The organism is Flavobacterium frigoritolerans (assembly GCF_025847275.1).
In the GTDB taxonomy this organism is placed as follows: Bacteria; Bacteroidota; Bacteroidia; order Flavobacteriales; family Flavobacteriaceae; genus Flavobacterium; species Flavobacterium frigoritolerans.
In genome coordinates this window covers 273,955-299,314 of the sequence record NZ_JAOZEV010000004.1, presented here as the reverse complement: position 1 = coordinate 299,314, position 25,360 = coordinate 273,955, and the positions used below count along the sequence as shown (strand labels likewise).

21 protein-coding genes are annotated in these 25,360 nt (G+C 31.6%); 13 read left to right on the top strand and 8 right to left on the bottom strand.

What is annotated here, in order from left to right:
* Nucleotides 1–574 precede the first annotated feature (574 nt).
* The 3 genes from OIU80_RS07740 to OIU80_RS07730 all read left to right on the top strand — a co-directional run bounded on the left by OIU80_RS07740 (nt 575) and on the right by OIU80_RS07730 (nt 5,863).
* Nucleotides 575–4,006, top strand: a complete 3,432-nt coding sequence (locus OIU80_RS07740) for a hypothetical protein (RefSeq protein WP_264286455.1) — start codon at nt 575–577, stop codon at nt 4,004–4,006.
* A gap of 63 nt (nt 4,007–4,069) precedes the next feature.
* Nucleotides 4,070–4,627, top strand: a complete 558-nt coding sequence (locus OIU80_RS07735) for a hypothetical protein (RefSeq protein ID WP_264286454.1) — start codon at nt 4,070–4,072, stop codon at nt 4,625–4,627.
* Nucleotides 4,628–4,792: 165 nt separating this feature from the next.
* Complete coding sequence (locus tag OIU80_RS07730) at nt 4,793–5,863, top strand: glycosyltransferase (RefSeq protein WP_264286453.1); 1,071 nt, start codon at nt 4,793–4,795, stop codon at nt 5,861–5,863.
* A 19-nt stretch (nt 5,864–5,882) separates the two neighbouring features.
* Here OIU80_RS07730 and OIU80_RS07725 read toward each other — a convergent pair whose 3' ends face one another.
* From OIU80_RS07725 to OIU80_RS07715, 3 genes are all read right to left on the bottom strand, one after another.
* Complete coding sequence (locus tag OIU80_RS07725; RefSeq protein WP_264286452.1) at nt 5,883–7,202, bottom strand: porin; 1,320 nt, start codon at nt 7,200–7,202, stop codon at nt 5,883–5,885.
* A 168-nt stretch (nt 7,203–7,370) separates the two neighbouring features.
* Nucleotides 7,371–8,450, bottom strand: a complete 1,080-nt coding sequence (locus OIU80_RS07720) for a sensor histidine kinase (protein WP_264286451.1) — start codon at nt 8,448–8,450, stop codon at nt 7,371–7,373.
* Between the two features lie 74 nt (nt 8,451–8,524).
* Nucleotides 8,525–9,208 carry a response regulator transcription factor gene (locus tag OIU80_RS07715; protein WP_035617332.1) on the bottom strand — a complete coding sequence of 228 codons (684 nt, stop codon included), beginning with the start codon at nt 9,206–9,208 and terminating at the stop codon, nt 8,525–8,527.
* A gap of 232 nt (nt 9,209–9,440) precedes the next feature.
* Between OIU80_RS07715 and OIU80_RS07710 the strand changes: the two genes are divergently transcribed.
* The 4 genes from OIU80_RS07710 to OIU80_RS07695 all read left to right on the top strand — a co-directional run bounded on the left by OIU80_RS07710 (nt 9,441) and on the right by OIU80_RS07695 (nt 15,162).
* Nucleotides 9,441–12,200 carry a TonB-dependent receptor gene (locus OIU80_RS07710; protein ID WP_264286450.1) on the top strand — a complete coding sequence of 920 codons (2,760 nt, stop codon included), beginning with the start codon at nt 9,441–9,443 and terminating at the stop codon, nt 12,198–12,200.
* 255 nt (nt 12,201–12,455) lie between these two features.
* Nucleotides 12,456–13,646, top strand: coding sequence for a hypothetical protein (locus OIU80_RS07705; protein WP_264286449.1), 1,191 nt, complete (start codon nt 12,456–12,458; stop codon nt 13,644–13,646).
* 111 nt (nt 13,647–13,757) lie between these two features.
* Entirely contained in the window at nt 13,758–14,096 is a 339-nt protein-coding gene (locus tag OIU80_RS07700) for a T9SS type A sorting domain-containing protein (protein WP_264286448.1), read from the top strand.
* 85 nt (nt 14,097–14,181) lie between these two features.
* Nucleotides 14,182–15,162 (top strand): LuxE/PaaK family acyltransferase, encoded by a 981-nt coding sequence (locus OIU80_RS07695; RefSeq protein WP_264286503.1) that lies wholly within the window; start codon nt 14,182–14,184, stop codon nt 15,160–15,162.
* Nucleotides 15,163–15,216: 54 nt separating this feature from the next.
* Here OIU80_RS07695 and tyrS read toward each other — a convergent pair whose 3' ends face one another.
* Nucleotides 15,217–16,509 (bottom strand): tyrosine--tRNA ligase, encoded by a 1,293-nt coding sequence (tyrS, locus tag OIU80_RS07690; RefSeq protein WP_264286447.1) that lies wholly within the window; start codon nt 16,507–16,509, stop codon nt 15,217–15,219.
* 132 nt (nt 16,510–16,641) lie between these two features.
* Between tyrS and OIU80_RS07685 the strand changes: the two genes are divergently transcribed.
* Nucleotides 16,642–17,643 carry an NAD-dependent epimerase/dehydratase family protein gene (locus OIU80_RS07685; RefSeq protein ID WP_264286446.1) on the top strand — a complete coding sequence of 334 codons (1,002 nt, stop codon included), beginning with the start codon at nt 16,642–16,644 and terminating at the stop codon, nt 17,641–17,643.
* Between the two features lie 13 nt (nt 17,644–17,656).
* On the opposite strand, the gene OIU80_RS07680 is transcribed toward OIU80_RS07685, so the two are convergent.
* The 3 genes from OIU80_RS07680 to OIU80_RS07670 are packed head-to-tail and all read right to left on the bottom strand — an operon-like array spanning nt 17,657 to nt 20,207.
* Nucleotides 17,657–18,127, bottom strand: coding sequence for a DUF4296 domain-containing protein (locus OIU80_RS07680; protein WP_264286445.1), 471 nt, complete (start codon nt 18,125–18,127; stop codon nt 17,657–17,659).
* A 3-nt stretch (nt 18,128–18,130) separates the two neighbouring features.
* Complete coding sequence (locus OIU80_RS07675; RefSeq protein ID WP_264286444.1) at nt 18,131–19,471, bottom strand: dihydroorotase; 1,341 nt, start codon at nt 19,469–19,471, stop codon at nt 18,131–18,133.
* A gap of 10 nt (nt 19,472–19,481) precedes the next feature.
* On the bottom strand, nt 19,482–20,207 hold the full coding sequence (locus OIU80_RS07670) for a polyprenol monophosphomannose synthase (protein WP_264286443.1): 726 nt from the start codon (nt 20,205–20,207) through the stop codon (nt 19,482–19,484).
* 105 nt (nt 20,208–20,312) lie between these two features.
* On the opposite strand from OIU80_RS07670, the gene OIU80_RS07665 reads away from it, so the two are divergent.
* The 5 genes from OIU80_RS07665 (at nt 20,313) to OIU80_RS07645 (ending at nt 24,360) form a co-directional block, all read left to right on the top strand.
* On the top strand, nt 20,313–20,981 hold the full coding sequence (locus OIU80_RS07665) for a DUF4271 domain-containing protein (RefSeq protein ID WP_264286442.1): 669 nt from the start codon (nt 20,313–20,315) through the stop codon (nt 20,979–20,981).
* A gap of 15 nt (nt 20,982–20,996) precedes the next feature.
* Nucleotides 20,997–21,746 carry a uroporphyrinogen-III synthase gene (locus OIU80_RS07660; protein ID WP_264286441.1) on the top strand — a complete coding sequence of 250 codons (750 nt, stop codon included), beginning with the start codon at nt 20,997–20,999 and terminating at the stop codon, nt 21,744–21,746.
* 475 nt (nt 21,747–22,221) lie between these two features.
* A complete protein-coding gene (locus OIU80_RS07655; RefSeq protein WP_229989717.1) occupies nt 22,222–22,692 on the top strand; it encodes an Lrp/AsnC family transcriptional regulator in 471 nt (156 codons plus the stop codon).
* Nucleotides 22,693–23,039: 347 nt separating this feature from the next.
* Nucleotides 23,040–23,813 (top strand): hypothetical protein, encoded by a 774-nt coding sequence (locus OIU80_RS07650; RefSeq protein ID WP_264286440.1) that lies wholly within the window; start codon nt 23,040–23,042, stop codon nt 23,811–23,813.
* Nucleotides 23,814–23,817: 4 nt separating this feature from the next.
* Entirely contained in the window at nt 23,818–24,360 is a 543-nt protein-coding gene (locus OIU80_RS07645) for a hypothetical protein (protein WP_264286439.1), read from the top strand.
* A gap of 212 nt (nt 24,361–24,572) precedes the next feature.
* Here OIU80_RS07645 and OIU80_RS07640 read toward each other — a convergent pair whose 3' ends face one another.
* Nucleotides 24,573–25,277, bottom strand: coding sequence for a JAB domain-containing protein (locus tag OIU80_RS07640; protein WP_264286438.1), 705 nt, complete (start codon nt 25,275–25,277; stop codon nt 24,573–24,575).
* Nucleotides 25,278–25,360: the final 83 nt, after the last annotated feature.

Genomic DNA, 25,360 nt, shown 5'->3' with positions numbered 1-25,360 from the left:
TTATGTCTGAAGCAGATTGCTTTTATAATATAAAACACTAATTCGAAAAATTTCCCAAAGACCGTTTAAAATTAAGATTAGAAAATATTAAATTTATTAATTCTATATTAGAAGCACCCAAAATGCTTCATTAACTTTTACACTAGAATAAATGAAAATCTTTAAAAAAATACGTAAAACAGGCATACGTCAGTTTATTTTTTTAATTTTTATAACAACAGTAATGTTTTTTTGGTCATATTTCTTTAGTGATAAAGAATTTAGTTGGAGTAGTATATATAAACATCATAAAGACATAAAAATGTATATCGTTTTATTATATGCATTTTTATCAGCACTTTTTATACATGTTGGAATATTATATTGTACTAAATATCCTCCTTCAAAATAAAATCAACTTAAATTAATGAGATGAATAAATATTCTATTTTCTGGATAACTTAATTTTAGACATTATATCTTATCAAAATTTATAAAATGCGTCTTTATAATATTCTTTAATTCATCACTATCAACCTTACCTAAATTTCCCAATTATAAATACTACTTTTGAGGTTTTGGAGTTAAAGTATTTATGATTAAAAAATTACTCTTTTGGATTGTAATTATTTTTTGTTCTGGGCTTCATGCTCAGGAAATAAACTCGTACTATAAAACCAAAAGAATTGGTACCTCTCGAGATACTATTCATTTAGAAAATTTTAGTATCAATTCTAATTTTTTTCAGCTTTTCGACACCAACAAAATACTTATTGACAGCAGTTTATACAAAATTAACTTCCAAAAAGGAACCTTACTTATAAACGAAAAACTAACTTCGAGTACTGATTCCCTAATAGTTGAGTATTTAAAACTTCCTGATATACTAACCAAAGAATATAAAATTTACGACTCTAATCGAATTGTAAGCAATGGCGCAACGGCTGAATCGCTATACCAAATACAACCCAAAAATGCCAAAACAATTACTCCTTTTGATGGATTAACTACTTCGGGAAGTATTACTCGCGGAATCACCATTGGTAACAATCAAAACACGGTATTAAACTCCAATCTTGACCTTCAAATTACAGGAAAAATATCCGATAATGTAAGTATTCGTGCTTCATTACAAGACAATAATATTCCGCTACAAGACGGTGGTTATTCTCAAAAGCTAGATCAATTCGATAATATATTTATAGAACTATTTAGCAATAATTGGGCATTACGAGCTGGAGATATTTTTCTTGAGAACAAAAAAACTCAATTCCTTAATTTTGATAAAAAGGTTCAAGGACTTGCCGTTAATTTTAATTTTGGCGATGAAGAAAGTAAAACCAATGTATTTGCCTCGGCTGCACTAGTAAGAGGTCAATATGCTAAAAGCAACATTACAGGACAAGAAGGAAATCAAGGTCCATATAAACTAACTGGACAGAATGGTGAGTTATATATATTAGTTATCTCGGGTTCTGAAAGGGTATATGTAAATGGTGTTTTATTAAAACGAGGTGAAAATAAAGATTATACTATCGATTATAATGCCGGCGAAATTACTTTTACTTCGCTATTTACCATTACTTCAGAAATGCGAATAAGCGTAGAATATCAATATTCAAATCAAAATTATACCCGATTTGTAACGTATGCTGGTGTTACTCATGAAAATAAAAAATGGAGCTTTGGAGGGTATTTATACTCCGAAAATGATTTAAAAAACCAACCGCTACAACAAAATTTAACCAAGGAACAGGTTGAAACATTAAGTACTGCAGGAGATGATACAAATGCTATGATTGCTCCCTCAGCATATGCAGATACTTACTCAGACAATAAAATTCTCTATAAAAAAATAATACTAAATGGAGAGGAAATATACGAATTCTCCAATGATCCCAAAGAGGAACTATACAATGTAAGATTCAATTTAATAGGCGCTCAGTCTGGAGACTATATCCTTAAGAACGTAAATACTATCGATCGTATTTATGAATATATTGCACCTATAAATGGTATTCCGCAGGGAAATTATGCTCCAATTATTAAACTTATTGCTCCAATAAAACTACAAGTAGCTACTTTTTTGGGTAAATATAGCCCAACCGAAAAAACAAATTTTGATTTTGAAGTAGGAGTTAGCAACAATGATGCAAACTTATTTTCGAATGTACAAGACAGCGATAATAAAGGCATCGCTACCAAAATAAATGCCAAACAGCGTTTGTTTTCTAAAAGCTGGAATCTGGATGCCTTTATAAATTATCAATTTATTCAAGAAAATTTCAAATCAGTTGAACGACTTTATAATATTGAGTTTGATCGGGATTGGAATCTTCCCGCAACACGGTTTGGAAATCAGAGTTTGCTAATTTCAGGATTAAACTTCGATTTATTTCCTCAAAAAAAATCATCAGATATAGGATTGGTTACCTACCAATTTGAAAATTTAGATTTTACCAAAAACTACTCTGGAAGCCGACATACAGTTAATGGGATTTTTAAAGTAAAAAATTGGATTTTTCAGAACCAAGGCAGCTTGCTTAATAGCAGCAGTACCCTATCGACATCTAAGTTTTTAAGAAACCAAACCCAAGCCCGCTATCATTTTAAGAAAAACTGGATCGGAGGTACGATACAACTTGAAGATAATCAGGAAAAAAATAAAGTCACTAATCAGTTTTCGGCTTTAAGCCAAAGATTTAATGAATATGGTCTATTTGTGGGACGTGGTGATAGCACCAAAGTTTTTGTAGAATTGGGATTTTTAAGACGAAGCAATGATAGTTTGCAAAACGGATTATTACAACGTGTAAACAATTCTCAAACATATTACTTGAAGTCAAAATTGATACAAACCACTAAAAGTGATTTATCTGTATATGCAAGCTATAGAGTATTAAACTTTGAAGATGTTACTAAAAAAAGAGAACCTTCTTTAAATTCAAGAATTCTATATAACGATCGCTTTTTTAATCAGTTTATTCAAACTACTACAGCATACGAAACCAGTTCAGGAACGATGCCTCAACAAGACTATACATACATAGAAGTTCCCGTAGGACAAGGAGTTTATACTTGGAACGATTATAACAACAATGGAATTCAGGAATTACAGGAATTTGAAGTCGCTGCATTTATTGATCAGGCAAAATACATTCGAATCTTTTTACCTAATCGGATTTATATAAAAACAAATCAAAATAAATTTTCTCAATCAGTAACCTTGAATCCAAATCAATGGTTAAATGAAACTGGTATAAAAAAAATAATCTCTTATTTTTATAATCAAACCTCATTTATATTAGATCGAAAAGTAAAAAGTAATGGTGATCGCTTTGAATTAAATCCTTTTAATTCTTCAGATGAAAATGTGTTGGGTTTAAACTCTAGTTTCAGAAACAGTCTATTCTATAATCGAGGCAAACAAAAACATTCAACAACTTATACCTATTTACAAAACAAAAGCAGAAACTTACTTACAATAGGGTCTCAGCAAGCTACAAACAGTTCGCATCAATTACAATATTCTCATTTATATGATAAAAGCTGGTTATTAAGCTTTTTTACCAAAACCATTCAAACTGATCTTATTTCTGAAAGTTTTCCCGAAAAAAACTATAAACTTACTGGTTATCAACTAGCACCAAAGATTAGTTATTTGTTTTCTAAAAGTACAAGCTTGGATTTCTTTTATGAGATTCAAAACAAAGACAACCAAATTGGCGATGAAGAAACCTTAAAACAAACCCGATTAGGAACATCATTCTCTTATGCAGGAGATAAAAAAATAACCCTAAATGGAGAATTCTCTTTTTACCAGAATAAATTCACAGGCAATGAGTTTTCATCTGTAGGTTTTCAAATGCTGGAAGGCTTACAAACAGGGCAGAATTTGGTATGGAGATTGTTATTACAAAAAAATATTACACAATTTTTGGATGTCAATGTAAACTATCAAGGGCGAAAAGGCGAAACGGGAACTACTATCCATACAGGAAACATTCAACTAAGAGCTTATTTTTGATGTATTTTAAAAAACATTACAATAAATTGATTAATTTTATTATGAATTTTAACACTTTAAGACATGAAAAAACTATTATTACTTTGTTTTATGTTCGTTTTCTCTAGTAATTTTTACGCTCAGGAAACTGCTGTAAAAAAGACTAAAGCCAAAGCTAAAACAGAAGCTGCTAAAGAGAAAAAAAAGGCTACCGACTCTAAAACTACAGCAGAGAAAAAAGCAACTAAAGAAAAAGCAACTGCTACTAAAAGTGTAGATGATAAAGTTGCAAAAGCAAAAAGTGATGCTAAAGCTAAAACTACTAAAACAGAAGAGTCTGCTACAAAAAAAGCTGCCAAAGCTAAAGCAGATGCTAAAAGTACAACTGATGATGCCACTAAAAAAGTAACTAAAGCCAAAGCAGATACTAAAGCTGCTACTGAAAAAGTAGACAAAGCTAAGGCTGATACTAAAGCAGCATCAAAGACTACTACAAAAAAGGTTAAAGAAACTAACGAAAAGGCTCCTAAAGTAGCTGATAAAATTACGGGGGAATATAATGGTAAAAAGGTATATACTGGCCCAAGAGGTGGTAAATACTACATTAATTCTAACGGAAATAAAACTTACATTCAAGACTAAATAACTTGTTCTTGATAAACTAAAAAAGGTTAGACTACTTATAATGTCTAACCTTTTTGTATTTACTAAAATAATAACTTAATATTTTAGTAATCATTTATAAATAAGGAAAACACTTACTATTTGTAACTTTCGCTGGGTTAACTTAACATAACCCAATTCTATATGAATTTAGATTCAACCAATAAAACCATTCTTATTGCTCCATTAAATTGGGGCTTAGGTCACGCTACAAGATGTATTCCTATAATTAAAGCACTACAAGAAAACAACTATATACCAATAATTGCCTCGGATGGAATTGCTTTAGAATTATTACGAAAAGAGTTTCCTTATATTCAAACCCTTGAATTGCCTTCTTACCAAATAGAATACGCAAAAAATGGTAAAAACTTCAAATGGAAATTAATCAAAAATTGTCCTAAAATGATTGAAGCTATCCTCGACGAAAAAAAGATGGTAAGATCCTGGATAAAAAAATATGGCATTGACGGTATTATTTCTGATAATCGTTTAGGGGTTTACTCTAAAAATATACCTTCGGTTTTTATTACACACCAATTAAATGTGATGACTGGAAATACTACTTGGTTTACTAGTAAATGTCATCAATACTTTATAAAAAAATATACTGAATGCTGGGTTCCAGACATAAAAAAGAAACCTAATCTAACTGGTGAATTAGGTCATCTAAAAACCAAAAAACTTAAGTTAAAATACATTGGCCCTTTAAGCAGAATGCGCAAGAAAGAAACGCCAAAAGTATATGATTTAATGGTTATCTTATCCGGACCAGAACCTCAACGAGGCTATCTTGAAGAGAAATTGAAGAAAGAAGTACTTCGTTACAAAGGGAAAGTTGTTTTTGTAAAAGGCATTGTCCAAAAGGACCAAAAAAAGGAAGTCGTTGAGAATGTTACCTATTACAATTTCATGAACACACGCCAACTAGAGCAAACTTTTAACGAAAGTGAACAAATCTTATGTCGTTCTGGCTATACAACTGTAATGGATTTGGTTAAATTAGAGAAGAAAGCTTTTTTTATACCAACTCCTGGTCAATATGAACAACTATATCTCGCTGAAAAATTACAAGAAGAAGGTCTTGTGCCTTATGCGCTACAAGATGATTTTAAAATTGAAGATATTGCAAAAATCGACGAGTATAAAGGATTGCCTCAATATAAAAAGAAAGCAAAATGGAGTTCATTATTTTCCGTTTTCGAAAAACAATAAACTCCATCTCTATATTTTTTTAGAAATTAAATTGAGCTTGTATCCTCAATAGGTTTCCTTGTTGTCTGTTATTTGGTAATACGCTATCCTCAAAAGTTCTATCTGCAATAACATATTCTGCGGTAAACTCTAATGCTTTTAATGGTTGCCATTCTATTCCAATTTCATAATCCCTAACGACATAACTTCTGGCATCTTTTTCATATTTTTTCCCTCCATCATAATATTGAAATTTTGCAAAAGGATATAATAGCTGCTTTCCTAAATCCCATTTATAATTTAATAAAACATAACCACCATTTATATTTGTTACATCAACACTATTCGTTTCCTTGTTATAACGAGGTCCTTTACCTATGTTATATTCCGTTTGAATTCCAAAAGGTTTCGGATAGAGAACAAAAGTAGCCCCTACTCTTTGATCTTTTACATATTGTTTATTAGCATTTACTGGCACTCCTGGTGAAATCTCGGTGGTAAATGCCCATTTCCCTGTATAAGCCTGAATTCCTGGCTCAATAATTTGACCTCCTACTACAAAAGGATAACTTACTCTAGCTACAACATTTAAATCTCTGTTACTATCTAGCTTATTTGCAATTTGACCATTATATACTCCAAAAGCAAAAACACCATAATCGCCTGAGCCTTTGTAGCCGTCTTTTACCAACATTTCAAAACGCTCTCTTATCTTGCTTGGTGCCCAATAAAAAAATACTCCTAAATCACGTTCATTCAATATCGCACTATTCATTGCATCGTTTCTATCCAAAGTAAGTCGAACAGAACTAGATTGCATATTCTCGAAACCATAAGGAATTTTACTTTGTCCTACACGAACACGATATTCTCTTTTAGGATCAAAAGAAATATCAAAAAATATGTCTCTAATTTGAACGAAATTGTTAATTCCTGTACTTGGTGAACTTGCAAAATCGGGTTGGAAGTAAAAATACACGTTAGGATGTACTTGCCCTGAAAATACTAATCGTGCACGTCTTATAAAAAATCCATTGTTAGATTTTGCATCTGGCTCTGTTGAAGTTGTTCCCCAAGATCTATCACATTGTTCACATGAAACTTTATCATTGGTAGATAATAATCCGTTATATCTTATTTGTGCATAACCTCGTAATGAGATTTTTTCATACCAATGTTCCTTTTCTTCTTTTTGAAGAGCAGGTTCAATCTTTGGTTCCGCTATTATTGCAGTTTCTTTTGCCTTATTTATAGAGTCTAAAATACGAACAACCTCTTTCTTGATCTCCTCCTTGTTTACCTCTTGTGCATGGATCCCACTCGCCATTAAAGATAAAACTACAACTAAAAATTTTCTCATCTTATTTTTTTAACTCCCGTTCAGAATGCAAAAATCACCCATCAAAGTTAACATAACGTTACCAAGATGTTATCATAATAAGAATTTAATATTAAGCGCAGATCGGCAGTTTTAAATTGGTGTTAAAAGGGGAGTATTTTATGCCTAATCAAGATATTAAGATTACATTTATTTAACTTCAGCATTAGTGCTTTTATATGCTTTTTCTAATGTGAATGAAAACTCTGAACCTATACCAAACTCACTCTCTACATATACTTTCTCTTTATGAGCTTCGATAATATGTTTAACTATGGCAAGTCCTAATCCAGAACCTCCTTCTGAACGGGCACCACTTTTATCTACTCTATAAAATCGTTCAAAAAGTCTTGGTATATTTTGTTTCTCAACTCCTTCTCCATTATCGCTAATACGAATAAGTACTTTTTTCTTTGTAAGATTTACTACTCCAACTTCGGTAGTTCCTCCTTGTCTGCCATATTTGATAGAATTCACAATCAGATTCTCTAATATTTGCTGAATTCTGTCTTTATCTCCTTTTACAAAAATAGGCTGAAGAAATTTCTTCTCGTAAGTTAGTTTTATCTTCTTTTTATCGGCTTTCATTTCCAATAAATCAAAAACATTTTGAATAAGTTCAATGATATCAAAATTAGTAATTACCAAATTTAAATCGCCTGTTTCTAATTTAGTAATCATATCTAAATCTTCAACGATATAAATTAATCGCTCTACCCCTTTTTCGGCACGTTTAAGATATTTTTTTCGAATGGTTTTATCTTCCATAGCCCCATCCAATAATGTCGAAATATACCCCTGAACAGTAAACAAGGGGGTTTTAAGTTCATGCGAAACATTACCTAGAAATTCTCGACGGTATTCTTCACGAATTTCGAGCATTTCGATTTCTAACTTTTTATCGGTTGCAAATTTTTTGACTTCACGCGAAAGCGTTTCCATATCCGTAGTAATCGGTTGGTTGATAAGTGTACTGGATTCTAGCAACGAAACTTCATCGTAGATTTTCTTTACTCTTCGATAAATAAAACGTTCTACACGGTATTGCAAAACCATAAATGAGAATGCATATACGGACACAAGAAAAACAAGGCTAAATAATACCAGATGTTCTGTTTTATTTTTGAAGAATAATAAAACTAGAATTACTACGAATCCTGTAGCAAAGAGACTTATATATAGTGCTGACTTTACAGCAAACTTATAGGTTTTTTTAAAACTTATTTTCATTTAATTCATGGATAGCTTTATACAAAGATAATTCTGATTTCTTTGCATTATGCTTTTGTTTGGTAATCTTTATTTTAAACCTCGAATTTGTATCCTACTCCTTTGATGGTTTTAAATAAATCTTCGCCGATTTTTTCTCTCAATTTTCGAATATGCACATCAATCGTTCTTCCGCCTACAACTACTTCATTACCCCAAACCTTATCAAGAATTTCATCACGCTTGAATACTTTCCCTGGTTTTGAAGCCAATAAATAAAACAATTCAAATTCTTTTCTAGGCAAAGCAATCTCAATATTATCTTTTACGATTTTATATTCTTCACGATTAATTTCGATACCACCTACATTTAATGTATCACTACTAACTTCTTGTTCTTTTAAGCGTCTCAACAATGCTTTTACCTTACTTACCAACAATTTTGGTTTAATAGGCTTAGTGATATAATCATCTGCTCCAGCATCAAAACCAGCAACTTGAGAGTAATCTTCGCTTCTTGCTGTTAAGAATGTAATAATAACATTATTTAGTTCGGGAATTTTTCGAATATGTTCACAAGCTTCCATACCATCCATTTCTGCCATCATAACGTCCATTATTATAAGATCTGGCAATTCTTTTTGTGCTTTTGCAATTGCATCTTTTCCATTAGAAGCTGTAATTATTTGATACCCTTCCTGAGAAAGATTGTATCCAACAATTTCTAAAATATCCGGTTCATCATCTACTAGTAAAATCTTAGTTTGTGTTTTTTTCATAAAATAGCAAAAATTGGGTTATCTCATTGATACTTATACTATATAACATTCAATGAATCTAATTGCGAGTGTAAAGATAATAATAAATCAACTGTTAAAAAGTCGTGTTAACCGTAATTTAATCTCATAACAATTTCATAATATATTAGAGACAAAAGAATAACAAGTAGCTAACATCAACTTTACAAAGCCATCCTTTATTTGCAAAAAAATAAACAAACAACAAACGAAAATGAAATTCAACTTAAAATTTCTATTTATTACATTATTTATTTGTGCTGTTTCTATGGCTCAGACCAAAGGTACAATTTCTGGGGTTTTAACCGACAAACAAACTAATAATGAAGCACTTCCATTTGCAAACGTTCTTATTAAAGGAACTAACAACAGTGCAAATACTGATATCGATGGTAAATATTCGATAAACATAGCTCCTGGTAGCTACACTGTAATTTATAGTTTCTTGGGGTATGAAACTATAGAAGCAATAGTAATTGTTAAAGCAAACGAAACTACAACTAGTAATCAAACATTATCTTCAGGGAGTTATACTCTAAAAGATGTTGTAGTAAAAGCATCATCTGTAAGTAAACAAAAAGAATCTGCTTTACTTTTAGAACAAAAAAATGCTGTAGAAATAAAACAATCTATTGGAGCTCAAGAGCTTTCGAGAAAAGGAGTTAGCGATGTAGCAACAGCAGTTACCAAAACTACAGGTATTACAAAACAAGAGGGAACCGGTAATATCTTTGTTAGAGGTTTAGGAGATCGCTACAACTCTACAACCATGAACGGATTACCAATTCCATCAAATGATCCTGAGAAGAAAAACATTAGCTTAGATATTTTTTCTACAGATATTGTTGAGTATGTATCTGTAGATAAAGTTTACAGCAGCAAATTATATGGAGATTTTGCTGGAGGAAACGTAGACATAGCATCTAAAGATTACAAAGGAAATGGTTTCTTTAAAATCGAAATAGGATCTAATGTTAATACAAACGCATTAGCCGAAGATGACTTTAGATTACAAAAAGGTATTAATAGTTTTGGGTTCTCAAACCCAAAAATTCCAAACAATCCACTTACTCAATACAACTTCAATACTTTACAAACTGACAAAAAAGCACCTTTTGCTGGATCAATTGGTATATCAGGAGGAAAAACTTTTAACGTAGGTGAACAAGGTAAATTAAGTTTTTTTGCAACCGCAAATTTCAGTAATGAATACAATGCTATTAAAAATGGCACAGCAAAAGGAAGTGTAAACGGTGCTGGAGTTGCATTTAAAGACTTTCATACTTACAAAGACATGAGTTACCAAACTAACTCTACTGGTTTGTTAAATATCGGATATAAAATTAACACAAATAACAAAGTTAATTTTAACACACTTTACATCAATAGCTCTACTCAATCTAAAGAAGAATATTACGGTTACATAGTGGATATAGCTAATAATGGAAATGGATTAATTCGTCGTTTCAATTATGAAAAAAATAGCCTTTGGGTAAATCAATTATTAGGAGATCACAAACTAACAGACAGATCAAAATTAAACTGGGGAGCTTCATACAATATCGTTGACGGATCTATGCCTGACAGAGTTCAAAATACTTTTAGAAACGAGCCAAATGGATATGTACTATCTACCATTTCAAGACCCGAAAACAATAGATACTTTCAAAAACTAAGAGAAGATGAATTAGCAGCAAATGCTTCTATTGATTATAAATTCAATAAAAATAGTGATGATGAATTTAAAGGAAAAATCACTTTAGGAGGAAATGGAAGAATCAAAAACAGAAAATTTGAAGCTACTCAGTTCAACTTTCAATCAAATGATGGTTATAGAAACTTTATTGTTGACCCAAACAATCTGGATTTGTTTTACAACAATGATAACTTTAACAATGGATATTTTAATATTTCAACATTTAGAGGAAACTCCCAAATTAGTGATGCTTTAGATCCTCAAACTTATAATGGTAAACAAACTATCCTTGGCGGTTATGTTAATACAGAATACAAATTCAATCCTAAATTAACAGCTGTTTTAGGTCTTCGTTTAGAATCATTAATTCAAGATGTTGACTGGAATACACAATTAGGCGATATTGGAAGTGACAAATTAGATAAATTGGCTTTTTTACCAAGTTTAACAATGAAATATGAATTAAACGAAAAACAAAATTTACGTTTAGGATTTAGCAAAACATACACTTTACCACAATTTAAAGAAAGAGCACTATTTGTTTATGAAGAAGTTCTACAAGTAAAAGTAGGTAACCCATATTTATATGAATCAGATGATTACAACTTAGACCTTAAATGGGAAATGTTCCCTAAAAGTGATGAATTAATTTCGTTTACTGCTTTTGGTAAATACATCCTTAACCCAATGAATGAAGTAACAATTGCATCTTCTTCAAATGACGTCTCTTATATTAACACTGGTGATTATGGATATGTTGCCGGAGGGGAAGTTGAATACCGCAAACAGATTTTTAGTTTTGGTGATGTTAATTCAAAAAAACTTACTGCAGGTATTAATGCATCTTACTTATATAGTAATCAAGAATTAAATTCTGAAAAAGTTAACAGAGAAACAGATTACCAAGTTGACTTTACAAACAAAAAGAGTCAATTTACCGGAGCTTCTGATTTACTTTTAAATGCCGATCTTTCTTATTTAACAGAATGGAGCAATAAAGACAAAAGCTTAAATACAACTATTGCATACTCTTATTTCTCAGATAGAATAAATGCTATTGGAACAAATGGCAGAGGTGATTTAGTAGACAAAGCATTTGGTTCATTAGACTTTATCGCTAAAACCAAACTAAATAAAAATCTAGGATTAGATTTTGTTGTAAAAAACATCCTAGATCCTTCAATCAATAGAGTTCAAGAAAATAGCTCTGGAGATGTAAACGTTTTATCATACAAAAAAGGATTAGGAATAAGTTTCAAACTTAATTACAGCTTTTAAGACTACATCAAAAACAGAACTAAAAAAGGGTCAGCATTAAATTTTGTTGATCCTTTTTTAATTTAAAAAACAAACACACAACTCGTTACCCTATATTATCTATAAATCAGAACTTTAGTTAACAACTAAGTAACATTAATTTAATCTTAAAATAGGTTTTTATTAAACTAACAATCACACTTACTTAACATTCGTAAAAGATTTCTAATCCATCTTTGCATTAAGATATTAAACAAAAAAATTATCAAAACAACCATGAAAAAATCAATTGTAAAACTATTTGGAATTATTGCTTTATCAACTAGCTTACTTACAAGCTGTTCAAGCGATAACAATAACGACAGCAAAAAACCAACTTCAACATTTGTTGCAGATGCTAACGACTTTAAAGGAATCATTAGTGATGGTGAAGTAGTACTTGACGCTAGTACTGTTTATAAATTAACAGGGAAACTACAAGTAAATGATGGAGCTACTTTAACAATTCCTGCAGGAACTGTTATTCAAGGTACTGGTGGAACAAAAGCTTATATTGCAATTGCGCAAGGAGGGAAAATTAATGTAAATGGTACAGCTGCAAAACCAGTTATAATGACAAGTGGTTTACCTACTAAAGGTGCTGGAGATTGGGGTGGATTGGTTATTTGTGGTAGAGCACCTATAAACCGTGTTACTGGTGGAGCAAGTACAGCTCAATCAGAAGTAGCAGATTTAACTTATGGTGGAACTATATCTGCTGACAACTCTGGTTCAATCAAATATTTAAGAATCGAATACGCAGGAGCTGCTTATAACACTGAAAAAGAATTCAACGGAGTATCTTTCTTTGGAGTTGGTTCTGGAACAGTTGTTGAAAATGTACAAGCTTTTCACGGTGCTGATGATGGATTTGAATTCTTCGGAGGTTCTGTAAACACTACAAATTTAATCGCTATCGGTAACGAAGATGATCAATTTGACTGGACTGAAGGATGGAATGGGAAAAACACAAACTGGTACGGAAAATTAAATTTCGGAAAAGGAAACAGAGGTATTGAAGCAGATAACTTCGAATTAGGATTTGCAAACACTCCAATTGCTAACCCTACTATTACAAATATGACTCTTATTGGACCTGGAAGTGCTGCTGATGCAACTATTTACACAGAAAACCAAGCTATAAAATTTAGAAGAGGAACTAAAGGTCTTATTTCAAATGTAGTTTTAAGCGGATGGAAAACTGGTATTGATGTTGAAAACGACGAAACTATTGCTTTTGTTGGAACAGCTTTAAAAGTAACTAGCGTAAACTACATCTCTGATGTATCTGTAAAAACAAAAGGTAAGAAAACAGATGCTTCTACTGCTGACGTTACAGCTGTTGCTACTGAGTCTACTTCTGCTACAGGAGCTGGAAATGGTATTACACAACCAACATGGGCTACAGGTTGGTCAGTAGGTTTCTAATCAAGAAAATACAATCTAATTGTTAAAAACATCCTAAAATTTTAGGATGTTTTTTTTTGGCGTAGTTTTTGAAAACTTTTTTTAGTATATTTACTAGACTAAAATTAAGCGATGGCAAAAAACTACTTTTATATTACACTCTTATTGGCTTTTTTCTTTATTACTGCAAGTGTTTCAGCACAAGACAGTAAACAACAGCCAAAAACAGACGGCACCGTAATAGAGGGCTTAAGTTTGTATCCAAACCCTGTGAGTAATGGTAAAGTATATATATCATCTAAAAATGATTTAGAAAAAGAAATAATTATTTTTGACATTCTAGGAAAAAAAGTATTACAGACACAATTAAGCACAAGAGAACTTAATATATCCAATCTTTCACCTGGTGTTTATATCATAAAAATAAATGAAGAAAATGCAACTGCAACTAGAAAACTAATTGTCAGGTAAATTTTCAAAATAAAAACATAAAAAAGCTCCAAAGTAATATTGGAGCTTTTTTCTTTTAAATAAATTACCTTTGCAAAAAAAAATCTTGATTACAACAACTGATATATTTACAATTTCCAATCAAAAGCAATTTGAAAAAATAGCATTGAAAGTATTTCGCTTTCAATATGAAAATAACCTAGTATATCGAACGTTTTGTGATCACCTTAAAACAGATCCTCAAAAAGTAAAATCGCTAGAACAAATTCCCTTTTTACCAATTCAGTTTTTTAAGAGCCATGCTGTGGTTTCAAATTCTGATCCTGCACAGGTTACTTTTACCAGCAGTGGTACAACAGGAATGATTACTAGCAAACATATTGTAACCGACGTTTCTTTATATGAAGAAAGCTACCGCAAAGGCTTTTCTCAATTTTATGGCAATATCGAAGATTATGCCGTACTAGCTTTGCTTCCATCCTATTTAGAACGAGATGGATCTTCGCTTATTTATATGGTTGAGGATTTAATCAAATTATCAAATCATCCAGAAAGCGGGTTTTATTTACACAATCACGAAGAACTTACTCAGAAGCTAATCGAATTAGACCAATCAGGGCAAAATACTATCTTAATTGGTGTAACATATGCTTTATTAGATTTAATCGAAAAAAACTCGTTTAAACTACAAAATACCATCATTATGGAAACTGGTGGAATGAAAGGCAAACGCAAAGAAATGATTCGTGAAGAATTGCACAACCAATTGTGTGAAGGTTTTGGTGTTTCAGCAATACATTCAGAATATGGCATGACCGAATTATTATCGCAAGCCTATTCTCTGGGAGAAGGAATATTTGAATGTCCTTCGTGGATACAAATCCTTGTTCGAGATACAGAAGACGCTTTAACTTACGTAAAAGAAGGTAAAACAGGTGGTATAAACGTAATCGACCTAGCCAACATTAATTCTTGTTCTTTTATTGCTACGCAAGATTTGGGCAAAAAATATCCCAACAACTCTTTCGAGGTATTGGGACGTTTTGATAACTCTGATATTAGAGGTTGTAATTTAATGGTGCTTTAAAAATTAATCTGTTTATTTTTCTTAAATCGATTAAACAAATCACCGATTAAGTAATTAAACCACTCTAACCACAAAATAATTTTTCTTTCCGCTTTGTAACAATACAAATTGGTTATTTATTAAATCTTTGTTAGAAAGAACAAACTCTTCTGTTATTTTTTCTCTGTTTACAGAAATAGAGTTAGCCGTAAGAGCACGTCTTGCTTCTCCATTTGATTTAAAGAATCCTGTTTTCTCATTCAAAACTATTATAATCTCTAATCCGTTTTCAAGATCCGATTTTGTAATTTCTGCCTGAGGTACACCATCAAAAACATCTAAGAAAGTTGCTTCATCCAATTGTTTTAAATCATCAGATGTAGAATTTCCAAATAATATATTTGAAGCCTTAATTGCATTTTCTAGATCAGCCGCAGAATGCACCATTACAGTAATTTCTTCAGCCAGTCTTTTTTGTAAAATACGTAAATGAGGCGTTTCTCTATGTTCGATTGTCAAAGATTCAATTTCTTCTTTTGATAAGAAAGTGAAAATTTTAATATATTTTTCAGCATCAACATCTGAAGTATTTAACCAATATTGGTAAAACTTGTATGGAGATGTTCTTGCAGCGTCTAGCCAGATATTTCCACCTTCCGATTTTCCAAATTTTGTTCCGTCTGCTTTTGTAATTAATGGACAAGTTAAAGCATACGCTTTTCCGCTTTCCATTCTTCTCACCAATTCAGTTCCCGTGGTAATATTGCCCCATTGGTCACTTCCTCCCATTTGCAAGGTACATTGTTTGTTTTTATACAAATGCAAAAAGTCATACCCTTGAACTAACTGATAGGTAAACTCTGTAAATGACATTCCTTCGGCAGCCTCTGATGTTAATCTTTTCTTTACAGAATCTTTAGCCATCATATAGTTTACCGTAATGTGCTTACCTACATCACGAATAAAATCAAGGAATGAGAATTCCTTCATCCAATCGTAATTATTTACCAACTCGGCAGCATTGGCTGAATTTGAAGTAAAGTCCAAAAATCGAGACAATTGTCCTTTTATTGCTTCTTGATTATGACGCAATGTTGCTTCATCAAGTAAGTTTCTTTCATTCGATTTTCCCGATGGATCTCCAATCATTCCTGTTGCACCACCAACTAACGCCAATGGTTTGTGTCCTGATAACTGAAAATGTTTCAATAACATTACCCCAACTAAATGCCCTATATGCAATGAATCCGCAGTTGGATCAATTCCCACATATGCCACTCTCATTTGTTCCATCAAATGTTCCTCTGTGCCTGGCATAACGTCGTGAAGCATTCCTCTCCAAGTCACTTCTTCAATAAAATTTTTCATTTCTTTTTAAAATAATTTTTACAAATATAACGATTGTCGGTTGCAATCTCAAAAATGAATTTAAATTAAGAATGTTCAAAAAATAAGAAAACTAAAAATGAAGGAATCCAACATTCTAATTATCTTTACAAAATGGTTTTAGTAACAGGAGGAACAGGTTTAGTTGGCGCACATTTATTACTTCATTTAATCGAAAATGGGGATAACGTTCGGGCAATTTACCGAAATAAGAAAAAAATAGAAAGAACGAAGTCAGTTTTTGATTTATATAAAAAATCACATTTATTTGAATCAATACAATGGATAGAGGCCGACATACTTGACGTTCCTTCCTTAGAAACTGCTTTTATTGATGTGGAATATGTTTATCATTGTGCCGCTCTAATTTCCTTTGATCCGAAGGACGAAAACTTGGTTCGAAAAACTAATATTGAAGGCACAGCAAACATTGTTAATTTTTGTATTGCAAAGCAAGTTAAAAAATTATGTTTTGTGAGTTCAATTGCTGCTCTTGGAGATCTTGCTCCCCATGAGACTATTATAACTGAAGAAATCGAATGGAATCCCGAAAAACCACACAGCGACTATGCCATATCTAAATATGGTGCCGAAATGGAAGTTTGGCGCGGTTGGCAAGAAGGTTTAGATGTTGTTATTATAAATCCGGGTGTTATTATGGGACCTATTCCAAAATCTAAATCCAATGAACAAGGAAGCGCTGAACTTTACACAAAAGTAGCCAACGGACTTTCGTTTTACACTCTAGGCAGTACCGGATTTGTTAGTGTAGACGATGTCGTGAGAATTGCAGTTACTTTGATGAAGAGCGAAATAAAAAACGAACGGTTTACTCTAATCTCTGACAATATCGTTTTTCGAGATGTATTAAACACAATCGCAGATGCATTAAAAGTAAAAAGACCTACAAAACATGCAAGTCCTTTACTTATGAAAATAATATGGAGAATAGATTGGTTTCTATCTACTTTTTTCCTGAAGAAAAGACAGATTACTAAAGCAACAGCAAAATCGTCTTATACAAAAGATATCTATTCGAATGAGAAAATAAAAACGACTTTAAAAACCGACTTCAAAAACATTCATGAATACATTAAAGAAGTTTCGACTTTATAAAAACACTTAAATCTTATTTTAGCTTAGATTTTCTTTTAATCGAATCTGGTTTTGCTTTTAGCAATTCCTCTTTAACTTTTACAGAGTCCTTTTTAACAGCTTTATTCTTTTTTTCAAGTAATTTCTTTTTCTTCTCCTCTATCTTAATTACTGAATCGATTTTCTTTTTATTTTTTTCTAAACGTGTACCAACCTCATCAAACATGATTTTATAATCATTATAATTGGCAGCGTAATACATATTGCTTTTCACAAATTGCAAACTGTCCACTTTATATTTCTTTAATATAAACCTAGTCGGATTAGTATCACAAGAATCTAGCGATATTGGATTTTGATATTTTATTGCTTCCAATAATGATAAATCATACATAATATCTATCATTTTATCCCTCTCAACAAGTCGTTCTGGCTTTTTGACCAATTCTTTTTTACAGCCAACTGCAAGGAGTAATACCGAAATAATTATGATTATTTTTTTCATATTCTATCTATCAAACAATAATCTTTTTCCCGCATGAACATTTTTTACTTTAAAAGAATTGTAAACCAATTGTCCGTTTACAAAAGTATGCGTGATTCTTGATTTAAAAGTATAACCTTCAAATGGAGACCATTTGCATTTAGACAAAATATTATCTGCATTTACACTCCAAGGCAAACCCGGGTTTACAATTACCAAATCGGCATAAAAACCTTCTTTGATAAATCCTCTTTTTTCGATTTTGAAAATCTTAGCAGGATTATGACACATTTTTTCAACGATTTTCTCAATACTGATTTTTCCTTGATGATGTGCTTCAAACATAGCCACAACGGCATGTTGTACCAAAGGACCTCCTGATGGAGCTTTTAAATACGATTGTTTCTTTTCTTCTTTTGTATGTGGTGCATGATCTGTTGCAATTACATCTATTCGACCATCAAGTAAAGCCTCCCAAAGTGCTTTTCTATCATCGGCAGTTTTTACAGCAGGATTCCATTTTATAAGGTTTCCTTTAGTTTTATAATCCTCATCTGTAAACCACAAATGGTGAACACAAACTTCGGCTGTAATTTTCTTTTCTTCCAAAGGAATTTTGTTTGTAAACAATTCCATTTCTTTTGCTGTCGAAAGATGAAAAATATGCAAACGCGCTCCTGTTTTCTTCGCTAATGCAATAGCTTTTGATGAAGAAATATAACAAGCTTCGGCACTACGAATTAAATGATGCGCCGTAACAGGAACATCTTCGCCATACTCTTCTTTATATTTTTCCAGATTATTTTGTATCGTTGTTTCATCCTCACAATGTACTGCGATAAGTAATGGAGTACTTGAGAATATCTTTTCGAGTGTAGCTTCATTGTCTACCAGCATATTTCCGGTTGATGAACCTAAAAATATTTTGATTCCCGCTACATTCTTTGGATTTGTTTTTAGAACCTCCTCCAAATTATCATTGGTAGCTCCCATCATAAACGAATAATTCGCATATGATTTCTTTGAAGCTATCTGGTATTTTTCTTCTAATATTTCCTGAGTTACCGCATTAGGAACCGTATTAGGCTGCTCGATAAACGAAGTGATTCCTCCAGCAACAGCTGCTCTAGACTCTGATTCGATATCTCCTTTATGCGTTAATCCTGGTTCTCTAAAATGTACTTGATCATCTATTGCTCCTGGCATTAGGTAACTTCCTTCTGCATCAATAACAATACAGTTAGAAGACTTCAGACTTATACTATCTGAAATTTCTACAATTAAATCATTCTCGATTAACAAATCGCCTTCAAAAATTGACCCTTCGTTTACGATTTTAGCGTTTTTTATTAATATCCTATTCATTCTAATTGTTTTATAAAGAATTGACTAATTTTTTTAGTCGAAGCGCTATAACTCCAAAAATTGCCTCTTTGATAATAGCATTACTCATTTTAGAAACTCCCTTTGTTCTATCTGTAAAAATAATAGGAACTTCGGTAATTTCAAATTTCTTGCAATATGTTCTATACTTCATTTCAATTTGAAAAGCATAACCAACAAATTTTATTTTGTTAAGATTAATAGCCTCCAGAACTTCTCTTTTGTAACAAACAAATCCTGCTGTAGCATCATGTATTTTCATTCCTGTGATGAATTTTACATAAACTGATGCGAAATAAGACATCAATACTCGGCTCAATGGCCAGTTTACAACATTTACTCCTGTTACGTATCTAGATCCAATAGCCAAATCGGCTCCTCCAAAATGACAAGCATCAAAAAGTTTTTCGAGATCATTTGGATTATGTGAAAAATCGGCATCCATTTCGAATATATAATTATATTTTCGATCCAAAGCCCATTTAAACCCATGAACATAAGCAGTTCCTAATCCAGCTTTTTTAGCTCTGTTTTCTATAAACAATCTTCCTTCAAACTCCTCTTGAAGCATAACAACTTTGACTGCAGTGTGATCTGGCGAGTTATCATCGACAATAAGAAGATGAAAAGGTTTATGTTGCGAAAGCACAGCTCTAATAATGCTTTCTATGTTTTCAATTTCGTTGTAAGTGGGAATTATAACAATACAATCATTCATTTTTCTGAGTAATTTCAACGCAAAAGTAAACTTTTTATAGCATTTCATTCATAATAAAGTTATAATAAAAGTATTGATATAAAAAATTACTAATTTTGCATCGCTATGATTGAACACCTTCATCCAAGAATTACTGAAAATAAAGACTGGGCAACACTTTTGTTTGTGTTGTGCTTTGCTGTTATTGCTATAACAAAGTCTATTTATGAAAGTCGTTTTGGCGACTTTACAAAATTGATTTTCTCTGACAAATATGCCAAAATATATCGAGACAGCAGTCATATAAAAAGCGGTTTCACGATTGCTTTATTCTTCTTACAAATCATTTCGTTTGCCTTTTTTATACAACTTACCCTTAGTAGTTTTGGATATGCTTCAAAAACTGATTGGGTACTATATATTCAAATCGTAACCTTATTAGCATTCTTTATTTTATCAAAGTATTTAGTAGAAAAAATAGTCGCTACTTCATTCAATATCGATGAATTTATCGAGCACTTTAACTTACAAAAAGTAACTTATAGAGCATATATCGGTATTTTAATACTACCAATCAACGCAATTTTGTTCTATTATGATGATATTTCAAAAAATGTGCCGTTAACAATACTAGCTATTTCGCTATGCATCAGCTTATTCTCTTATTTTATTTCAATAAAAACCTATCAAAATGTAATATTGAGTAAGTTATTTTATTTTATTTTGTATCTTTGCACTCTTGAAATAGCCCCTTATTATTTTATATATTATTGGTTTACCAAAGGGAGGGCTTAGAAAATATTACAACTTATGAAAGTGAAAACAATTTTGGTGTCACAGCCTGAACCTAAAGTGGAAAACTCCCCTTATTTTGAGCTCCAACAGAAACACAAAATAAAAATTGATTTCAGACCTTTCATTCACGTGGAAGGGGTAAACGCGAAAGAGATTCGACTTCAAAAAATCGACCTTAATCATTACACTGCAATCATATTAACAAGTAGAAATGCTGTTGATCATTTTTTTAGAGTAGCAGAAGAAATGCGTTACAAAGTCCCTGAAGGATTAAAATATTTCTGTCAATCGGAAGCAGTTGCTTTTTACCTACAAAAATATGTAGTGTACAGAAAACGTAAAATTTACGTTGGCGCTAAAGATTTTGCAGATTTATCTCCACTAATCAAAAAGTACAAAGACGAAAAATTCTTACTACCAGCTTCTGATCAATTAAATGCAGATGCTCCTATCACTTTAAATAATTTAAAAGTAGATTGGACTCAAGCAATTTTTTACAAAACTGTAATGAGCGATTTAACTGATTTGGCTGATGTTTATTATGACATCTTAGCATTTTTCAGTCCAACTGGAATAAAGTCATTATTTAAAAACTTTCCTGACTTCAAACAAAACGAAACTAGGATAGCTGTTTTTGGAAGCACTACTCAAAAAGAGGCTTTAGACTATGGTTTAAGAATAGATATTCTTGCTCCAACTCCAGAAACTCCATCAATGACAATGGCATTAGAAAAATACATTGCTGAAGCAAATAAAGGAAAATAATCCTTTTACACAAATAACTAAAAGCTGCGAATTTCGCGGCTTTTTTTATGCCCATACTTTTATAAATTTTCTTAAATAAGAATCCTTTTTCTACTTAGTTATTCTCTCCCAAAAAATCATTTTTGCCCTACCCTATCTTTGTCAAGGTTTAAAACCAAGGGTGTAAGGAACTTTGATAAAAGTTCAAGTTTAAGGTTGGTCTGCGTATTTTTGTCATTTCGAGGAACGAGAAATCTTCACAAGTAGCTCGATAATTTAAGAAAAAAGAAAAACTGTGAGTTAGTTTCTTGCGGAGATTTCTCGTTCCTCGAAATGACAAGTTTGGAATTGTCTTGCGTAAACTAAAGTTCCCTACATCCATCTTGGTTTTAAACTTTGACAAAACTTTTAAATTAGATACTTTTTTGAAGTTTTATCATTAGATTTGATTTATAATTTAAACTGTTTTACATAAATCAGTTTCAAATCGAAATATATGAAAATTAATTCTCTGGTTATTGAAATAGACGGTATCGACAAAGAAATTTTGCGACACCTAATGGAAGACGCTCGAAAACCAATATTGCAGATTGCTAATAAAATTGGGATTTCTGGCGCAGCCATTCACCAACGATTACGCAAACTAGAACAATCTGGCGTAATATCTGGCTCAAAATTTACTGTTAACAATAAAGTATTAGGATACAACACGATGGCCTTTGTAGGTGTTTATCTAGATAAAGCGGCTCGAAACCCTGAAGCTGTAAAGGAATTAAAAAAAATACCTGAAGTGCTGGAATGTCATTACACAACAGGAAACTGGTCGATATTAATTAAAATAATTTGTCGTGACAACGAACACCTCATGCAGTTATTAAACACCAAAATTCAGGCAATTGAAGGCGTTTCTAGAACAGAAACCTTTATTTCTTTAGACCAACAAATAGACCGACAAATTCAGCTATAATTTTATAGATAATACTATTATGTAAATTACCCCATTTATTTTTATGCTTTATTATTCTTAAAGCAAATAGAGTATTTACTCTGTTTTATAAACTATCTGTATTATCGTTTAATTTTGCGACATTTATTTTACTTCGGAAAATATATTCAAAACCATTAAAAATAGCGTTTTTCCTATAACTAAGACCCGTTAAGCAATGTTTGTGCTTTTTTATCAAAATAAAAAACCTACAAATTAAAACAAATTGTGAATCATATATAGTATATTTACTATTATTACTTGTCACATATCGCATATAACTTACGATTGTTACAAAATAAAAACCAGTAGAAGACAATACTTATATTATGTATAAACAATTCGATTCCGATAAAAAAAAACTCTTTGATTATAATAATTTTACGCAAGATGATATCTGGGACAGACCAAATGCATTGAATAAAATGTTAGGAGAAAGACAAACTACAAACCATCATCATTCTATTTTTTCTAATCCTCCAAACAGAATAGCTATTGGAGATGAAGTTTATTTTGATGAAATTCATAATAAAGTCTATAGAGGAAACATGAACGGCACTTGGACTGAAGCTACAGAATTGGAGCCTGTGATAATTAAACATTTATTTGCTACAATTATTAACCAAGATGGTCTAAACATCTGGGCATTAGGTGGAGATGCAGTTGCAGGAAGCGGGAATATAAAAAATGACAGAGGCAGGGGGTCAATTAGTCATCCAAGACATACTTATAATGGTCTTTTTGATCTTAGTTACTTATTAGGTAAATTATTTCCGAACCCATCAATGATGTATCCGTGGCTTTTAGAATTTCAACTTCGATTAAAATATGGCACACCTAAACCGCAATCGTCCGATACTAAAGCCACAGTTTCGTCTGATCCAGAAATGCATATAATGGCATTATATAATTATGGTGCTACCGACGCTTTTGGCAGGAATCCTTCTCAACTTCATGAAAACAAAATAAAAGATACAACTGTAGAAGTCTCTCAAAAGGCGGCTATAAATAGAATAAATGAAGAAAATCGCAAAAAAGCAGAAAAAGAAAGAGATGCAAAGAATCGAAAACTTCAACAACAGCTAGATTATTATAAACAATAAAATAATGAGAAAAACAGCCTTATTTTTAACAACGATACTCTTAGTACTAATTTCTTGTAAAGAAGAGAAAAAGACAACAAAAAAGAATAAAATTACTAGTCGTGAAATAAGCATTATTTTCCCAGATACTGTGTATATAAATACGTGGTATAACGGCAAAATAAACTATAAAAATGATTTAGACACCTTAACAACTGAAATTCGGAAATTACAAAAAAACACTAGATTTCTTCGATTTACTCTCATAACAACTAAAGACATCAATTATAACGATGAGCATCTAAAAAAGATAGTTAATGATACATGTATTGCAGAAAACAATAGACTAATTCCCATATACAGTATTCGATTCGATAAGTTAGGCGTTAATTATATTGATGGCATAATTAACGATGAAGTGATGATTGAAAATGGAGCTAAAAATAACAAAGGTGAACCTATGACTCGAATAATCACCCATGAAACTAGGATTACTAAAAGAGTAATCGTCATTGATAAACATCAAAAAAAAGGAACTCCGAAAATACAAAAAGCCAAAAGAACCTAGAGTATTATAAACAATGAAAAAATAAAAATTAAATATAAAATAAAAACAAATGAAATACTATTTTGTAAAAACCCTGGCATAGAAAATAAAACAGCTAAAAAATATTTGGAGAAGGTTTAAAAGATGTAGATTTTGGAGATTATGACTCTGCAAATAAGAGAAAAAGAGATAGTGAAGAAACTATATGCAAAAACAAAGAACTCTTATAGCTATTATGCTGTTTTATCTTTACTAAGCTGTTCCACTTCCTTTGGGGTAAGATTCAAAATAGCAGCTATTTCTTCGACTGTCATATTTTTATCTAACAGATTAGTTACTACAGTTATCTTAATAGCTTCTTTTTGTTTTTCAGTCTCAACTCTTAAAGCCTTCTCTGCTTGAGCCGTTTCTTTAAATTCATCCTTTTTTTCCTTTTCTTCTCTTATCTCTAGTTCTTGTTTGCGGATTCTTTCTTCTATTTGATAAGTAGGAACATATTTTAGGCTTTTTTCTAATTGAGCCATTAATCCGGTATCTACGAAACTCATGTATCGTTCTGGACTAATAATAAGATGATCTAGAAACTCTATATTCAAAATCTTACCTACTTGTATCAATCGATCTGTTATATCTTTATCGGTTTCAGATGCAGTCATTCTTCCACTCGGGTGGTTATGCACCGCTAGTACACTTGTTGCACCTTTTAGCACAGCTACTCTATACACGTTCATCGGTTCAACTTGCGTAGCTCTTACGCTGCCCATGCTCACTAATTCTATATACAGAATAGTATTTGCCAGATTAAGCCCTATCATCCAGAAATGTTCTTTCTCACGGTCTATTTCATTTTCGCGTAATAAAATACGCTGCATGATTCCGTATAAATCACGAGAACCTCCTATTTCAATCTTATCCTTATCTGTTATATTGACATTCATGTTTTTACTCTTTTTAAATTTAGTAAGACATACAAACTTAATCAATTTTGACTGTTTCGTTCCTATGCTTCGAATGAATCCTT

Coding starts and splice junctions, on each gene's coding strand:
- OIU80_RS07640 (WP_264286438.1), bottom strand. CDS start 25,277: ATGAATGTCAATATAACAGATAAGGATAAGATTGAAATAGGAGGTTCT.
- OIU80_RS07740 (WP_264286455.1), top strand. CDS start 575: ATGATTAAAAAATTACTCTTTTGGATTGTAATTATTTTTTGTTCTGGG.
- OIU80_RS07675 (WP_264286444.1), bottom strand. CDS start 19,471: ATGAATAGGATATTAATAAAAAACGCTAAAATCGTAAACGAAGGGTCA.
- OIU80_RS07655 (WP_229989717.1), top strand. CDS start 22,222: ATGAAAATTAATTCTCTGGTTATTGAAATAGACGGTATCGACAAAGAA.
- OIU80_RS07665 (WP_264286442.1), top strand. CDS start 20,313: ATGATTGAACACCTTCATCCAAGAATTACTGAAAATAAAGACTGGGCA.
- OIU80_RS07660 (WP_264286441.1), top strand. CDS start 20,997: ATGAAAGTGAAAACAATTTTGGTGTCACAGCCTGAACCTAAAGTGGAA.
- OIU80_RS07700 (WP_264286448.1), top strand. CDS start 13,758: ATGGCAAAAAACTACTTTTATATTACACTCTTATTGGCTTTTTTCTTT.
- tyrS (WP_264286447.1), bottom strand. CDS start 16,509: ATGAAAAATTTTATTGAAGAAGTGACTTGGAGAGGAATGCTTCACGAC.
- OIU80_RS07715 (WP_035617332.1), bottom strand. CDS start 9,208: ATGAAAAAAACACAAACTAAGATTTTACTAGTAGATGATGAACCGGAT.
- OIU80_RS07710 (WP_264286450.1), top strand. CDS start 9,441: ATGAAATTCAACTTAAAATTTCTATTTATTACATTATTTATTTGTGCT.
- OIU80_RS07720 (WP_264286451.1), bottom strand. CDS start 8,450: ATGAAAATAAGTTTTAAAAAAACCTATAAGTTTGCTGTAAAGTCAGCA.
- OIU80_RS07650 (WP_264286440.1), top strand. CDS start 23,040: ATGTATAAACAATTCGATTCCGATAAAAAAAAACTCTTTGATTATAAT.
- OIU80_RS07685 (WP_264286446.1), top strand. CDS start 16,642: ATGGTTTTAGTAACAGGAGGAACAGGTTTAGTTGGCGCACATTTATTA.
- OIU80_RS07645 (WP_264286439.1), top strand. CDS start 23,818: ATGAGAAAAACAGCCTTATTTTTAACAACGATACTCTTAGTACTAATT.
- OIU80_RS07730 (WP_264286453.1), top strand. CDS start 4,793: ATGAATTTAGATTCAACCAATAAAACCATTCTTATTGCTCCATTAAAT.
- OIU80_RS07735 (WP_264286454.1), top strand. CDS start 4,070: ATGAAAAAACTATTATTACTTTGTTTTATGTTCGTTTTCTCTAGTAAT.
- OIU80_RS07705 (WP_264286449.1), top strand. CDS start 12,456: ATGAAAAAATCAATTGTAAAACTATTTGGAATTATTGCTTTATCAACT.
- OIU80_RS07670 (WP_264286443.1), bottom strand. CDS start 20,207: ATGAATGATTGTATTGTTATAATTCCCACTTACAACGAAATTGAAAAC.
- OIU80_RS07725 (WP_264286452.1), bottom strand. CDS start 7,202: ATGAGAAAATTTTTAGTTGTAGTTTTATCTTTAATGGCGAGTGGGATC.
- OIU80_RS07680 (WP_264286445.1), bottom strand. CDS start 18,127: ATGAAAAAAATAATCATAATTATTTCGGTATTACTCCTTGCAGTTGGC.